Consider the following 16,493-nt stretch of genomic DNA (forward strand, 5'->3'; position numbering starts at 1 on the left):
TAGCCGCCAAAGTAACCGGTTAAGCGGCTAAAGGGAATGGTTAAGCCGCTCAACCAACTACTTCTGCGGCCAACGTATTTGGTTAAGCGGTCAAAGTAATCGGTTAAGCGGCTAAAGGGAATGGTTAAGCCGCTCAACGAACTACTTCCGCGGTTAACGTATTTGGTTAAGCGGTCCACCTAACTGGTTAAGCGGCTAAAGGGAATGGTTTAACCGCTCAACCAACTACTTCCGGTGTCAAAGGGATTGCTTTAATGGCCATTTTCAGGGGCTTAACAGGGAAACATTTAGGGTTGTGAACGTCCCGGGCTTCGCAGCGCCGGTCTACTGGTAGTTGTGTTGTGGGAGAGGCTAAGTATGAAGCACGAAGTATGAAGTACGAAGCATGAAATAAGAAGCAGGAAATAAGAAGCAGGAAGTATGGTGTCGTTGAGTTAGTGTTATAGACGTCTTAAAAGAGATATGCTTTGTATTTATTGGTTTCCATCGTGAAATCTCAGGGCACAGGAAATTACAAAAGTTGGGATATAACCATGATTTGTGCCTGGCGAGACTCTTCTTTCCGCGAGTGGAACACTACTCCGGGCAGGTTCGTCTCAAAATCTGCGCGAGCCTTTTGTCTTATCCGTTATTCACGTTTAGTAATGACATTTATGTCCGGATATCCTGTTGAATGGTAAGCACTTTAAAGAGATAATATTTCGAATAAGTATATTTTCCGGTATCGTATATTTAAAAAAAATCACCGGGATTAATTTTATATATCCCGGTGACAATAATTTATTTGAACTTTCGCACGTTTATGATTTAGGTCCGGCCCCGTATTCCGGGTTTTCCAGATCGAACCATATCCTTTCCGAGTTTAAGGTGTTCGGATTATTTGTTCCCGTAGTAAAGCCCTGCTCTTGTGCGGCTTTGACCTGGTTTTCGTAGTTTTTATTGTCTTCCGTAGGGGTGCCGATGACAAAACGCCGGGGTACGGTAAGCTCGGCTCCCGATGAAAGGAAGGGATCTCTGGGTAAATAGGAACTGCCTGTTTTCGGTATTCCCGAACGGCGGACCAGTGCCCACAGATCTCCGGGGGTGCCTGCGAAATTAATATATTGCTGAATATATACTTTTTCAAGGGCATCCGTAGCCAGGTCGTATGCCGGTTGTTCCAGCAGATCGGCTATTTCTCCTTCTTTTAACCGGGTGGATGCCTCGGCTGCTTCTGTCTCATTGGTGTAAACCGGGTCTTTCTCATAATAAGGCATGCCGTTATTTTGGGACAAGGCATCCAGTCTTCTTACGGATAGCTCCACACCTCTATCGAAATATTCCTGTGCAGATTTCGGGAGGCTGGCCCCAAGTAACTTGAATTCGGCCAGATAAAGGTTGGTTTCCGCGGAAGATCCCAATATTACATTCAGTCCGGGGTAGTTGTCTCTTTGTTCAATGACTCTTCCCCCGGGTTTGGTCGGATAGGTATGATTGAACCCGGTACGGGTTATTCTTTCGGAATAGCTGGAGGTGGAGGTATACGTTTTTTCAACTCCATCCAAGCTTATTCTGTTTAATTCGTTTTGTTTGAAGTACGGATCGTTTGAAGACTCGAATACGGCATCCGGAGAAAGAGGGGCACCGAAATACCTTACCCAGGGTTCCCCGGGTGCCTTCCAGGAATTAAAATCACCATTTTCATCCTTTTCCACATATTGTTCGACATAAGGAGGAAGCTCTTTTCCCGTATCTATGAATGCCTGGACAACTTCCGCATTAAAATGGTTTTTGGTGAACAGAAAACGCACACGGGGATCTTTATTGGTCACCATGAAATCTATAATATTCTTTCCTGCGGTTCCCGGTTGGGTACCATTGCCGGTACCATAATATTGCACGCCACGTCTGTATATGAAGTCATCACTGAGATCGTCCATATAACCTGCAGGTGAGTTTACCACCTCTTCTGCTATCTGCAGCGCTTTCTCCCTGTCTTTGTTGATGAGCCTTGCTGCTATTTTTAATTTAAGCAGATTGCAGAATTTTGCCCATTTGATATAATTTCCCCCGTAAATGATATCCTGATCGTCCATATTATATTGATCGGAGGCCATGAGTTCCGGAATAGCATTATCCAGTTCTTCCAGCCAGATATCAAACAGGTGTTCCTGGTGGTCATAGACCGGTGTGAGCAGGCGGGGATTGGTATACCCGGCCAGTGCGGCTTCGGTGTAAATACGGGATCCCAAATTGTCGGTTTCTGTTAATGCCGGTTGTATGAGTATGGGATAAGTCATGGCTCTCATTGATCTTCTCACGGCTTTGTTCTCCGCGTCCATCGAATCGATCCTGGCCCGGATATCCCTTATATTCGGAAAAAGGGAGGCATAAATGTTATGCCCTCCGGAAGGCCCCATTTCTACGAATTGTTCCTCATTTCCAAGCCCTGCACCGGTGAGCTGGCTCCAGGGGAATACATAATCGAAGTTATTGTAAAACCATAGCGTATAGTCGTCCTGGTACATTTGCTCTATGGATTTGGTAATGGAAAAGCGGAGCTCAGGTTCTACAACGGTCGACGGGTCCGTGTTCAAATCGGCAAAGTCATCCTTGCTGCACCCTGCCATTGCTAGCAAAAACAGGGATAGTGATATATGCATTAATTTTTTCATTGTCATGTCTGTTTACAAATTAAAAATCGATAGCTATGGTCATGGTATACGAAGCGGTATAGGGTATAAAACCTCGTTCCCTGTAGGAATCACTACTGCTGGTACCCCTGAAACTCTCCGGGTTTAAATGGTTGGGCAAATTGTTATAGATATACCCGAGGTTCCTGGCATTTAGCGCGATATAAAAATTCCGGGCACCCAGTTTATCGGAAATTTTTTTGGGAAAATTATAACCCAGGGAAATATTTCGGAGTGCAATATATTTTACTTCGCTGAACCAGTCGTTATTGACCACCCCGTTACCCCAGGAATTTTTGAAGTAATGGTAAAAGCTGGCATGGGTAGGTTCTATGTATCCCTGGTCAAAGGCTTCCTGGTATGTCATTCCTCCGACATCCACGGAAGTCCCGTTGGGAGCTGTTACCATTTGTCCGGGAGCGAATACCCCTTCCGGAATGACACCGTCATTGAATTGCTGCCCTTGTGTGTCTCCGTACTGGGATGTCCAGCTTAAGCCCCCGTATTCCGGGCTTCGTCCTTTCAAAGAGGTCTCGAGCCAGCCATATGCCGTCCCGTAGCGATTGGAGTACGAAGCAATATGTCCTCCAAACCGGGCGTCCAGGAGTACGGACAGGGATATTCCCTTGTAGGTAAAAGAGTTGTTCAGGGAACCTTCGAAATCGGGTTGTATTTTACCTATCCGTTCGGGTTCATAACTTCTTTCATAAAGCGCTCCCCGGCGGGAATCATTCCAGATTAAAAGGTTCATGCCGTTTCTGGGATCGTTCGGGTCATCGGACTGCCATTTCTTAGGATTGCTGTCTGTCATCAAAACCCCGTATTCTCCTCCTTCAAAGGCTACGGAACCGATTCGGAAATTACCGTACGCCACATCACCTCCAAGGGCTTTATAGGCACCGTAGTCTTCGTGCAGGTCCTTTATCTTGGTCGTGTTCTTCCAGTAATTAAAAGTAGCATTCCATTCGAAATCTTTTGTTCTTACGGGGGTTCCGGTAAGGCTGATTTCCACACCGTAATTGCTTAGCGTACCGATATTGGTGAATAAAGAGTTGTATCCCGATTCCTGGGGGAGCGGAACTTCACCGATCTGATTTTTAATGGTTTCGTTATAATACGCTACGTCAAGTCCCAGCCTGCTATTGAAAAACCTTACATCGGCCCCTATCTCATAGGAATTTTTCCTTTCGGGCTGGATGCTTCTGTCTACAAGAGTGGTTGTGATATTGTTCAGATATACGAATTTGTCCCCATCCAGTTGATATCTTCCTATATCATATCCTTTATTAATGGCATAGGGATCAGTATCACTACCTACCTGTGCCCAGGATGCCCGGAGTTTTCCGAAGGTAAACCAGTTAGATGTATTCAATGTCTCGGAAAAGAGCCATGAAGTACTTACGGACGGGTAGAAATAAGAGTAATTGCCTTCTCCGCTCGAATATACGAGTGAAGAGGACCAGTCGTTCCTGCCGGTTATATCCAGGAAAAGCTGGTCTTTATATGCAAAGCTGGAAAGGAAGTACAGAGAGCTGATCTGTTTGGTACCGTAGACCTTTCCGCTGGATACAGGAACCCGTTTGGAGTTCTCGAGGAAGAACTGTCCCGGTACTATAAGCCCTCCGTCCGTGCGGATATCGGTTTCCGATTTTTCCTGTTTCCATAACTCTCCGCCCAGGAGCAGTTGTGCGGAAAGGTCGGGAGTCAGGTTTTTCCGGAAGTTAGCGGTGAGTTTACCTGTATAACTCTTGTCCGTATTATTTCTTAACTGGTATTCTCCCCCGTCGTTCAGGAATCCGCTTCCCAGGTTTTTCTTTTCGTATTTGGTGGTATAATAATTCATGTTCCCTTCGGCAGTAACCGTAACCCAGTCGGTGAGTTCCGCCGTTAGCCGGACTACGGGACGGGTTACCTGTTCGTCGTTTTCCGCGCTGTTCATATAATAGTCAAACCAGGTCCCGGGACTCGGAATAAAAGCGTATTCATCCCCGTAGGCATTGGAAGGGATACCGCCATGGGGGGCTTGCCAGTATTGCCGTTGTTTGTACTTTTCCGGATTATACCAGTTAGACCATCCTACTGTACTTATGAATAACTGGGAAATATCATTTCTCGCATTCCTGGCTTTGGAGGTTGTAAAGGAGATCGAGGCATCCGCTTTTAACCAGTTGGCGAGATTGTAAGATCCGGAGAACAGTAAGGCATCTCTTTTAAAACTGTTGTTAGGTAATGTTCCTGTTCTGTCATTATGAGAAAGGGACAGGTAAAAATTTCCCTTTTCGTTTCCTCCTGTAAGGGAAAGGGAAGTGTTGGTGTTCCATCCGGTGTCATAGGCCTTTAAAAGATTGTCCTTTACCGGGCTGTACGTTGTCATCTCTCCGTCATATCCGATAATTGGACGTCCGTCAAATCTGGGTCCGAAGCCCATATCTCCCCAGGGGTGGTTTATTTTGGTGGGGATACCCTCATCATTGGTATAGAATTGATTTGTGGAAAAGCGGTAGTAATTGCCGTTAGGATCTCTTTCTCCGTAATCCGTGTATCCTGCTAATGCCCCGGGACCAAATGCATATTGTATATCCGGCTGACGGTACACATGGTCGACCCCTACGGATTGTTTTACGGAAATTCCCAATCCTCTGGCCCTGGAACCATCCTTGGTTTTTATAAGGACTACACCGTTTAATCCTCTGGAACCATACAAGGCTGTGGCAGCGGCCCCCTTCAGTACAGAAACACTCTCATAGTCATCCGGATTCAGGTTTTTGAGGATATTACCATAGTCATTGGCATTTCCGTCCCAGTCGGCACTGGCGTTGGATACCTCATTTTCCAGGATCACACCGTCAATTACAAATATGGGCTGGTTATTTTTGGAGTTAAGTGCGGACACCCCTCTGATCTGTATTTTGGAGTTTCCGAAAAGCCCGCCGTCGGAAGTTCCGATACTAACCCCGGCAGCCTTTCCCTGTAGGGCCTGGATGGGGTTTACGGTATTTACTTTGGCCAGCTCATCTCCTTTTACCTCGGTCATGGCATAGCCCAGCTTTTTGGTTTCTCTTTTAATACCCAGAGCGGTAACGACTACTCCTTCCAGTTCCTGGGTGTCGGCAGATAATGATACGTTTATAACCGATTGTCCGGCAACCGGAATCTCCTGCGAGGTATAACCGATATTGGAAAAGACCAGTACGGCATTATCCGGTACGTCGATGGTATAATTGCCATCGAAATCTGTCGAGACCCCGATAGAGGTTCCCTTAATTACAATGTTTACTCCCGGCAGGGGTATACCATCGTCTGCATCGGTTACCACACCGGTAACGGACCTTTCCTGTGCCAATACAAATTGGCACCAGAAGAAAATTGCAGAAAGCACATAAGCTGATTTTCTTTTGTTCATCATAGTTTTCATTAGTTAGTTAATTAAATGGTTTTAACATTTGTGTTATCGAAAACATACAAATCGATAAAATCCCCTAAAACGTTTTAGAATTGCATGTAAATGTTATGAAAAAGTTAAAATTTAACAATTAAAATCGACGAATGACAATTCCAAAAAGCTAAATAACGTTTGTGTAGCGGTAGGGGATGTGAAAAATATAATATGGTCATTGTGACCTTTTTCTATTGTGTTTTTAACATTTCTTTTGCATCTTTACGCACTTAATTAATGCTATTATATGTCGGCAAAAAGGATTTTATGGGGGTTGCTGCTTTTGGTTATTGTATCTGCAGGGATAATAAGTTGTTCCGGTGATGACGGTAACGAAGGGATGGTCCCCAAGGAAACAGAGAAAGCTTTAAATCGCGAACAACCGGGAGATGCTGCACACGATTTGCTTTCGGCGCAGAATTATTCCAGGATTGTTTTAGAATTTATATACATAGAAGGATATGAGCCTTCTTCCCAGTCCGTAGAAAACCTTAAGTCTTTTATCGAAGCGCGGATGCACAAACCGGGCGGGATTGTTATCGAAGAAAGGTGGATAGACTCCCCGGGACTTTCCGAATACAGTGTGGATGCCGTGTTTGAACTGGAAAAGGAGGAGCGGATGCGATATACGGATAAGGAAGACGGAGAGATCACCGTTTTTGCATTTTTTGCAGATAAAGGATCGGACAAGAATGAAGGAAACCAGGTAGTCCTCGGAGCTGCGTACCTGAATACTTCTTTTGTGATCTATGAATCTACCATACGCGAAATATCAGGCAGGACAGGGGCTCCCAGCAGGGTAACTATGGAAAGTACCGTCTTGCAGCACGAATTCGGACATCTGCTCGGACTGGTTGACCTGGGAACGGAAATGCAGGAAGATCATCTCGATGAAGCAAACGGCCACCACTGTGATGTGGAAGAATGCCTGATGTTCCACCAGGCAGAATCGGGCGGAAACATTTCCGATCTCATAAGCGGGGGAGAAATACCCGGACTGGATGCACAATGCCTGGCTGATCTCAGGGCGAACGGTGGAAAATAAAGGTCCATATACATGATATTCCAATGATTTTGTGCTGAATAAGAGAGAATAGTGCCCGGTACATAGTACAAGTTTGTTCCGTAATTGATAATTTTGCCGGAGAATCACAATTCAGTATCTATGCACAAAGCAGGTTTTGTAAATATTATAGGGAATCCCAATGTCGGGAAGTCTACCCTGATGAATGCCCTTGTAGGCGAAAAACTATCTATTATTACATCCAAAGCGCAAACCACACGGCACCGGATATTCGGTATTGTGAACGGAGAGGATTTTCAGGTGGTTTTTTCGGATACTCCGGGCGTCATAAAGCCTGCGTATAAGTTGCAGGAATCCATGATGGACTTCGTAAAATCGGCTTTTGAAGATGCGGATGTACTTGTTTACATGGTAGAAATAGGCGAGAAGAAACTGAAAGACGAGGCCTTTTTTGCAAAACTCAGTAAAACAAAAATTCCCGTACTGCTATTGCTGAACAAGATAGATACTTCTTCACAAGAGGAGCTGGAAACACAGGTAACCTACTGGAAAGAAGAACTTCCCGGCGCTGAGATATATCCTATTTCGGCCTTGAAGAATTTTAATGTACGGGAAGTGTTCGAACGGATACTGGAATTGCTGCCGGAATCCCCCGCATTTTATCCCAAGGATATGATAACGGATAAACCGGAACGCTTTTTCGTCAACGAGGCCATTCGTGAAAAAATACTGCTTTTCTATAAAAAGGAGATCCCCTATTCGGTTGAAGTGGAGACTGAGGAATTCCTGGAAGAGGAAGAAATCATCCGGATACGTTCCGTGATCATGGTGGAACGGGATTCGCAGAAAGGGATTATCATAGGCCATAAGGGCAGCGCCCTGAAAAAAGTGGGGGTTGAGGCCCGTAAAGACCTCGAAGCCTTTTTTGGCAAGCAGGTACACCTGGAGCTCTTTGTGAAGGTAAACAAGGACTGGAGAAGCAATGACAGGCAGTTGCGCCGGTTCGGATACAATCAGAAGTAAGACCGGGAAACCGGGAATCAGTTCAGTAAACTGCGATTGTTCAGAAACTCATAATAACCGTAAATAAGGGTTTTTCCCTTCGATTTTTTTGACTTCCGGATGGTATATAATGTCCCCCAGCAGGTGAGCATCAGTATAGACAGTATCAGAAGAAGTGTATATCCCGCCCCGGTATACCAGTTCAGAAAAGTCCGGATAATTAACACCATGAAAGCTATACCCGTTGCAAGTTGCAGGTAGAGCAATATGTTCCATAAGGAAGACCTGGGAGCAAACCATCCGGAAAGGACACTCCGGGATTCATCGATCCTGTTTACTTCCAGATGCAGTTGCGGAGACCACCATTCCTCTTCCTCTTCGGACATAACGATAAGGGTATGTTCATTGGAACGGGTTACCCTGTAAAGTGGGTTGGAAGTCTGCAAAAAAGTAGAGACAATGAAGTTTTTGTTCTTTGGAAGTTCGACTGAAAACTGCGGATCAAGGGCAATTTTGTCACCTAGGCTTTTCATTACCTGTTTTTTAGAATGCTAAATGTAATTCTTTTTTAATAAAAAACATAATTTTTTATCTTGCTTCCGAAGTTTCGATCCACTCTTAAAAAAGGAAGTATTACCTTTGCCCCTTTAAAACTTTTTGCATGAGCAATATAGTAGCAATAGTAGGAAGGCCGAATGTAGGGAAATCAACGCTTTTTAACCGTTTGATCCAGCGCAGGGAGGCTATTGTAGACGCCGTTAGCGGGGTAACCAGGGACAGGCATTATGGAAAGGCGGACTGGAACGGAAAAGAATTTTCCCTGATAGATACCGGTGGTTATGTCATGGGAAGTGACGACATCTTTGAACAGGAGATCGACAAGCAGGTAGAACTTGCCATAGAGGAAGCGGATGCCATTATATTCGTAGTAGATGTGGAGACGGGAGTTACCGGCATGGACGAAGATGTGGCCCAGTTGCTCCGGCAAACCGACAAACCCGTATTGCTGGCTGTCAATAAAGTGGATAACGCCCAGCGCGAAGCAGATGCCGTAGAGTTTTATTCGCTGGGACTGGGAGCATATTTTACCATTTCCGGTATCAATGGAAGCGGAACAGGAGAATTACTGGATGCCCTGGTTGAGGTATTGCCCGAAAAAGAAGAAAAGGAAGAAGAAGAGTTGCCAAGGTTTGCCGTAGTAGGAAGGCCGAATGCGGGAAAATCTTCATTTATTAATGCCCTTATAGGAGAAGAAAGGTATATCGTCACCGATATAGCAGGTACGACCCGCGATAGCAGCGATACCCGCTATAACCGTTTCGGTTTTGAGTTCAGTCTTGTAGATACCGCAGGGATACGACGAAAGGCCAGGGTAAAGGAAGACCTGGAATTCTATTCGGTAATGCGCTCGGTCCGGGCCATAGAGTACAGCGATGTTTGTCTCCTGCTTATCGATGCTACCCGTGGTTTTGAAGGCCAGGACCAGAATATTTTCTGGCTGGCTGAACGCAATAAAAAAGGAATTGTTATCCTGGTGAATAAATGGGACCTGGTAGAGAAAGATACATCCACAACCAAAGAATTTGAGAAGCAAATACGCAAAACGATAGAACCGTTTACCGATGTGCCTATCATATTCATTTCAGCACTTACCAAACAGCGTATATTCAAAGCGATAGAAACTGCCGTAGAAGTATACCAAAACCGAAGCAAGAGGATACCTACGAGTAAACTCAACGAAGTTATGCTTCCTGTAATAGAGCATACCCCCCCGCCTTCAAATAAAGGGAAATACATAAAAGTCAAATTTTGCACCCAGCTTCCGACAGCGATGCCGCAGTTTGTTTTCTTCGCAAATCTGCCGCAATACATCAAGGACCCGTACCGTCGTTTTGTAGAAAACAAGCTCAGGGAAAATTTTGGTTTTCACGGTGTCCCCATAGATATATATTTCAGGAAAAAATAAATGCTAAGCCCCGTAGGTGCCTGTCCGTCTGGCGGACAGGTGTCGGGTATAAAAATTTTACCTTCCTTATCCGGAGATTTAAAATCCTGCTCCCGGACACCTGGATTTGCGGTTGCTCTTTATCTTGAGCGAAAAAATCCGAGGTATTCCCTTTCAATATATAATAAAGCAGTAATTTCAACAGGTTTTTATCAATACTTACCCCGGAACGAAATCGGCAGACTTTATTTTTGTCCGGTCTGTTTCCAGGTCCCGAAAAGGATGATCTGTTCCTTCAGTAACTACCGGCACTGCGGTTGTAAATAAACACCTCTTCCCGAAGATTATTTCTTAATATTTTTTGAGGTATGGATAAAAAATAATCATATTATTAATGAATTATCATTATATTGGGTGGTTTAATGAGATTATGTGATCTTTGCGGGGCTTAAAAATAAGTTAATATCAAATTAACAGAAGCTTAAACCCCGATTTTTTGCGTGTTTTGATTATTTCAATTCATTTGCTCATCCGGTATATCAATAAAAATGAATAGAAAAACCCCCGAACCATCTGACAGAGAATTATTGGCTGAACTCAAGAAAGGGAACAAGTCCGCATTTGAAGAAATATTCAACAGATACTGGAAGCGTTTGTTTTCTTATGCCTATAAAATCTATGAAGACGAGGTGGTATGTGAGGATATGGTACAGGAGATTTTTATACGCCTGTGGGAAAGATCGGCAGAGTTGTCGGTGAACAACCTGGAAGGCTATCTTTTCAGGGCTGTAAAATACAAACTTGCCAATTCCATACGGGATTTGAAATTTACCGTACAGCATACCGAGGCCCTTTCCGGTCTCCCTGTAATACCCCCGGCATACCGGCAACTGGAATACCAGGAACTCGAAAAGGAGGTCTTTGTTCTGGTAGACCGGCTTCCGCACCGTTGTAAACAGGTGTTTTGCCTGAGCAGGGTAGATAGCCTTACCAATTCGGAAATCGCAGAGAGGCTGGACATTTCCGTCCGTACCGTAGAGACCCATATCAGCAATGCCTTGAAATACCTGAAAATGAACCTCCATATAGCTCACTTACATCTTATCGCTGTTTTTTTCCTCTTTTGATTTCCAATTTCCCATACTTTAGTTTCTACACATTTTAGCCGCGAATACACGGATATATTTTAGTATATGACATCCGGATTTAGCTAGAAAATCAGGTTTACCCTGGGGAAGGATGGATAGGAGATCGGTCCGGCTACGCCGGAAGATTGTCCTTCGGCTTTAGTTTATACTGAGTTTATCGAAGTGCTCAGGAACCGGAGATTGAACCAGCCTTAAAATCAATCTTCCATCAATCTCCTGTTAATCTTTTTAATCCTGCTCAATCTCTTGAAAATACTTTCAAATTATATTTTGTCATATACTAAACAGATACATGGTAATAGTTACTTTGCAATGGAATATCTCTTGACGGGACGAACCGTGGCAAAACTGACTTTCGGCCTTTGAGTCCAAAACTAAAAAACGACCGGCGACAACCTCTTTGTATTTTCAGATTTTTCCGTGGGAGATGCCCTGTAAAAAACTTTGATCCGGCTTTGTGTTTTGTTATGGAAAACTCAGTGTTAGGAAAGTGTTAACCGCCCTTCTTCCTTATTACCAGAATGTTAAATACCTGTTTTTTTCCTTTTTACTTACGTGTCTGTTGCTGTTTTTGTGACTTGCAGTAAAAGTGGGTCTTGGAAAAACAGGAATTTATAAAACTGGCGGAAAAATATGCCGATGGCCGTTGTACCCCTGAAGAAAGGCATATAGTAGAAACGTTTTTCGATAAGTTTCAGGAGAAAAAAACGGAATGGGAATGGAGTGAGGATGAAGAAAGACGCCTCCGGATGCTGGCCCGGATACGAAACCGGATACACGGGGATGGTGACAACAGGAGAGTTGTCGGAAACAAGATGCGATGGTACAGGATTACGGGGATCGCAGCATCTCTTGTGCTCTTTATAGGAGTGGCCTTATACTATAATTCTAGCCTGGGAGAAACATACAGGGAAGAGATGGCTATGCGCGGAGAAAAGAAAGAAATTACACTGGAGGACGGAACTATAGTCTACCTGAATGCAGAGAGTTCTATCCGGTATCCCCGGCATTTCTCCGGTACAAGAGAGATCACTCTGAAAGGGGAGGCTTTTTTTGAAGTGGCAAAAGACCCGAAAAGGCCTTTTATAGTAAAATCCGGCGATGTGGAAACCCGGGTTTTGGGGACGTCTTTTAATATAAATGCATATTCCGGAAAACAGGTTCGGATTAGTGTAAACACAGGAAAAGTGCAGGTAACCGATACCAGGGCGGAAGGGAAAAAGGCTTTTCTGAAGAGAAACCAGCAGGTATTGTTCCGCGAAGGAACGGGGGAGTTGGAAGTCTCCGGTACGGATGCCGAGAAATACAGGGCCTGGACAGACAATGTCATAGTGATGGAAAACAATACCCTCAGGGAAGTTGCGGATATACTGGAAAGATGGTATGACGTGGAAATCGTTTTTGTGGATAAAGGTCTGGAAAACAAAATAATTACGGGTAAATATAAAACCAATGACATCCGCGAAGTACTGGAGAGTATCAAGTTTCTGAAACAGGTGGAGTACGATTTTACCGCTCCAGGAAAAATACAGATAAGAAATATGTCTAACCAACAAAAACCAAAGCCCATGTAACAGTTCCGACTGAAAACACAAAACCCATTCCTGTTACAGCAGAAATGGGTGTCCCCGACATTCGGTTGCAGCCGAAGAACGGAGATTGGACTAATCAAGTAATCACTCCTTAGATGAATTCTGTTTACAGACAGAATTCATAATGAAAACCCTTTTAGCCGAAAAATGAATACGAAACTACAAAAATTATTATTGAACGCGATAAATATCTGTATTTGCTCCCTGATATCTGTTTTATCCTGTGTTCAATTATATGCATTTGCTTCGGACACACAGAACCCGAAAGCGGTAAATGTTACCATAAAACTGGAGAACGCCACGCTAAAACAGCTGTTTTTCGAAATTGAGAACCAAACCGAATTCACTTTTGTCTATGATGAAAAAGTGTTGAACACTACCCGGAAATATACCTTTTTTTACCCGGATAAGAATGTGTCGGAAATACTGGAAGATCTGAAATCGAGAGAGGACCTCGCATTCAGGCAAATAAACAATACGATTACCGTTACGGTAATATCCGCCCAACAAAAAGGTATAGGCGGGGTCGTAAAAGATTCTGACGGAACACCTCTTCCCGGGGCCACCGTAGTGGTAAAGGGAACCACAAAAGGGACAATTTCCGACTTTGACGGTAACTTTCATGTCGATGTCCCGGATGGGGCCGAAAGTGTTTTTGTATCTTTTATCGGGTACAAAACGAAAGAAGTGCCTATCGGGGGACGTACATTTCTCGAAATAACACTGGAAGAAGATGTAAGTTCTCTGGATGAAGTAGTTGTTACCGCATTGGGAATTAAACGGGAAGAGAAGCAGCTGGGATATGCACAACAAACCGTCTCTTCCGATCAATTGACCGATGCCAGGCCGAATAACTGGTCTGAGGCCCTGAGAGGGAAAGTACCGGGATTGTCCATAAACGGATTGGGCGGCCCTATAAGTTCGCAGCAGATAAAACTCCGGGGGGATAATTCCCTGGACCCTAGTAATAACGGGGCACTTATTGTTATCGACGGAGTGGTTGTGCAAAACGAATTTCCCGGCTCCGGGGCGTCCAACGGATATATGGGGGGAGATGCCTCTAACGATACCCCGGTGGATTTCGGAAATGCCGTTTCCGATCTTAACCCCGAAGATATTGAAAGTATATCCGTACTGAAGGGGGCAGGTGCCGCCGCACTTTATGGGTATCAGGCAGCTAACGGTGCTATCATTATTACTACCAAATCCGGTAAAAAACAAAAAGGACTGGGAGTTACTATCAGTTCCAACACTAAATTTGATGTGATCACCCGCTGGCCGGACTGGCAATACGAATACGGACAGGGAAGCGGTAAAGGCGGATATGTAAAACCCGCTACGGATGAAAATGGTAATCCCGTGCCCTATAACGACCGCCTTTATTATACCTACGGGGCATCGGAAGACGGTAACAGTACTGCCGGGAGCAGCAGTGCCTTTGGTCCTCGTTTCGACGGACAGTATTATTATCAATATGATCCGGAAGTAGAAGGGCAATCCCCGGAACGACGGCTCTGGCGACCGTATAAAGACAACAGGAAAGCTTTCTGGCGGACAGGAGTTACCAATACACAGAATATCTCTATCCAGGGAGGTGGGGAAAAAGGCTCTATACGAAGTTCCATTACCCATACAAAGAACGAATGGATCATGCCCAATACCGGATTTGAGCAGTTGTCGCTTTCAGTCAATGCCAATTACCAGGTATCCGATCGCATAAAACTCAGCTCGGTGGTGAATTACAGAGATAAAGAAAGCGATAACCTGCCGGGACAGGGATATAATAACCATTCTATCGCCTATTTTATGATCTTCCAGAATCCCAATGTTGACCTGGACTGGTACCGCCCTATCTGGAAAGAAGGGCAGGAACAGGTAGATATGATCCGTCCCTACAGCAGTTATATCGATAACCCTTACGCTATGGCCTATGAGATGATCAATACCCTGGACCAGAATGCGGTGACGGGTAACCTGAGAATGGATATCGAGCTTTCCCCGAAACTCAACCTGATGCTTCGCGGGGGGCTCAATATGTACCACAAGCGCACAGAACAGCGGCGTCCGTATGATATCAATCGCTATAAAAAAGGGTATTACAGGAAAACCGGAATCTTTAAGAAAGAAACCAATCTCGATTTCCTGCTGACCTATACCGATACCTTCGGAGAAAACTTCGACATTAGTGTCAATGCCGGGGGAAACACCATGGACTACCAGTATAACCGTCAGGACGGATGGGCCGTGGGATTGGAAATCCCGGGTACCTATAACCTTGCCAACGGTTCGGAGACTTTTACCAGTGAATTCGACGGGTATAATAAGGCAAACAGTCTTTACGGAATGATGACACTGGGCTGGAAAGACAAAATATACCTCGATCTTACGGCGCGAAATGACTGGAACAGTGTGCTCCCCAAAAATAACTGGTCATTTTTCTATCCTTCGGCCAGTACAGGTATTATTCTCAGTGAAATATTCCGGATGCCCGAAGCCATCAGTTTTGCCAAGTTGAGGGCTTCTGTCGCAGATGTTGGGGGAGCCGGGCAGTATGGCAACCGGTACGGTACCAGAAAATATTACGGTAGAAGTGATTTCGGCGGATCGGCAGTGGCACCTACTTCCCTGTACAATATAGACCTTAAGCCAGAGCGTACCACCAGTATGGAAATCGGCCTGGACCTCAGGCTCTTTAAAAAACGCCTTTCGCTGGATGCAGCCGTTTACCAGACCAATAGCCGGAACCAGATCCTCGATATTCCGCTTCCCGAATCTTCGGGATACAGCAGTGCCACCATCAACGCGGGAGAAGTTCGCAACCAGGGAGTGGAACTGATGCTGAACGCTATTCCGGTGAAATCGTCGAACTGGGAGTGGAACACTACCCTCACCTGGTCCAAGAACGAAAGCAAAGTACTGTCCCTTCACGAAAAAATAGAAGGAGGAGAAATGCAGTTGCTGAGTTCTTCCGGTGCGCGGCTGATGGCCGTGAAAGGAGGACCGGTAGGGGCACTTTACGGAAGGGGATTCGAACGTTCACCTGACGGAGAGGTCATCTATGACGACAGCGGTTACCCCGTACTCACAGAAGGCCTCATATACATAGGGAATACCCAGCCCAAGTGGGTAGCCGGTTTTATGAACAGCGTCCGCTTCAAGAATTTCAGGCTCAGTGCTGTCATTGACGGTAAATACGGGGGAACCATCTATTCGCATACGCATCACAAACTTACCCAGCAGGGGAAACTTAAACACACCCTGAGAGGAAGGGAAGAAGGCGAACTCGTAGGGAAAGGGGTAGTGGATAACGGTAACGGAACATACTCTCCCAATACCAAGGCTATACCTATCGCAGAATATTACGACACCCATTACCTGCTGGCGAATACCGAAGCCAATTCCTTTGACGCTTCCTTCATAAAGTTGAGAGAAGTAACCGTGGAATACAACTTCCCGGCAAAGCTGCTGGAAGGGACATTTTTAAATAAGTTCAGCCTTTCCCTGTATGGCAGGAACCTGGCCGTGATCTCCGATTTTCCTATATACGATCCGGAAGTTGCCGGACTGGCCGGGGGTACCAATATGCATCCGGGAGTGGAAGTAGGACAAATGCCCGTACCCACCGAATTCGGAATGAACATTCAACTAGGATTTTAATTTGAAAAAAAATAGTA

At 45.0% G+C, this 16,493-nt stretch carries 9 protein-coding genes; 6 read left to right on the forward strand and 3 right to left on the reverse strand.

Going from position 1 to position 16,493, the window contains the following annotated elements:
- Positions 1 to 800: 800 nt before the first annotated feature.
- On the reverse strand, positions 801 to 2,654 hold the full coding sequence (locus ED312_RS21025; RefSeq protein WP_123217993.1) for a SusD/RagB family nutrient-binding outer membrane lipoprotein: 1,854 nt from the start codon (positions 2,652 to 2,654) through the stop codon (positions 801 to 803).
- A 19-nt stretch (positions 2,655 to 2,673) separates the two neighbouring features.
- Positions 2,674 to 6,078, reverse strand: a complete 3,405-nt coding sequence (locus ED312_RS21030) for a SusC/RagA family TonB-linked outer membrane protein (protein ID WP_240643166.1) — start codon at positions 6,076 to 6,078, stop codon at positions 2,674 to 2,676.
- Between the two features lie 277 nt (positions 6,079 to 6,355).
- On the opposite strand from ED312_RS21030, the gene ED312_RS21035 reads away from it, so the two are divergent.
- Entirely contained in the window at positions 6,356 to 7,153 is a 798-nt protein-coding gene (locus ED312_RS21035; RefSeq protein ID WP_123217994.1) for a membrane metalloprotease, read from the forward strand.
- A 120-nt stretch (positions 7,154 to 7,273) separates the two neighbouring features.
- Positions 7,274 to 8,155 (forward strand): GTPase Era, encoded by an 882-nt coding sequence (gene era, locus ED312_RS21040; protein ID WP_123217995.1) that lies wholly within the window; start codon positions 7,274 to 7,276, stop codon positions 8,153 to 8,155.
- A 17-nt stretch (positions 8,156 to 8,172) separates the two neighbouring features.
- Here the strand turns inward: era and ED312_RS21045 are convergent, their stop codons facing one another.
- Positions 8,173 to 8,667: a hypothetical protein gene (locus ED312_RS21045; protein WP_123217996.1), complete on the reverse strand. Its 495-nt coding sequence runs from the start codon at positions 8,665 to 8,667 to the stop codon at positions 8,173 to 8,175.
- A gap of 128 nt (positions 8,668 to 8,795) precedes the next feature.
- Here ED312_RS21045 and der point away from each other — a divergent pair, with 128 nt between their 5' ends.
- From der to ED312_RS21070, 4 genes are all read left to right on the forward strand, one after another.
- Positions 8,796 to 10,100: a ribosome biogenesis GTPase Der gene (der, locus tag ED312_RS21050; RefSeq protein ID WP_123217997.1), complete on the forward strand. Its 1,305-nt coding sequence runs from the start codon at positions 8,796 to 8,798 to the stop codon at positions 10,098 to 10,100.
- 527 nt (positions 10,101 to 10,627) lie between these two features.
- Positions 10,628 to 11,206 carry an RNA polymerase sigma factor gene (locus tag ED312_RS21060; protein WP_123217999.1) on the forward strand — a complete coding sequence of 193 codons (579 nt, stop codon included), beginning with the start codon at positions 10,628 to 10,630 and terminating at the stop codon, positions 11,204 to 11,206.
- Between the two features lie 617 nt (positions 11,207 to 11,823).
- Complete coding sequence (locus ED312_RS21065) at positions 11,824 to 12,801, forward strand: FecR family protein (protein WP_123218000.1); 978 nt, start codon at positions 11,824 to 11,826, stop codon at positions 12,799 to 12,801.
- A 165-nt stretch (positions 12,802 to 12,966) separates the two neighbouring features.
- Complete coding sequence (locus ED312_RS21070; protein WP_123218001.1) at positions 12,967 to 16,476, forward strand: SusC/RagA family TonB-linked outer membrane protein; 3,510 nt, start codon at positions 12,967 to 12,969, stop codon at positions 16,474 to 16,476.
- The last annotated feature ends 17 nt before the right edge of the window (positions 16,477 to 16,493 follow it).

Origin of the sequence: Sinomicrobium pectinilyticum (genome assembly GCF_003725735.1) — a bacterium.
GTDB classification, from domain to species: Bacteria; Bacteroidota; Bacteroidia; order Flavobacteriales; family Flavobacteriaceae; genus Sinomicrobium; species Sinomicrobium pectinilyticum.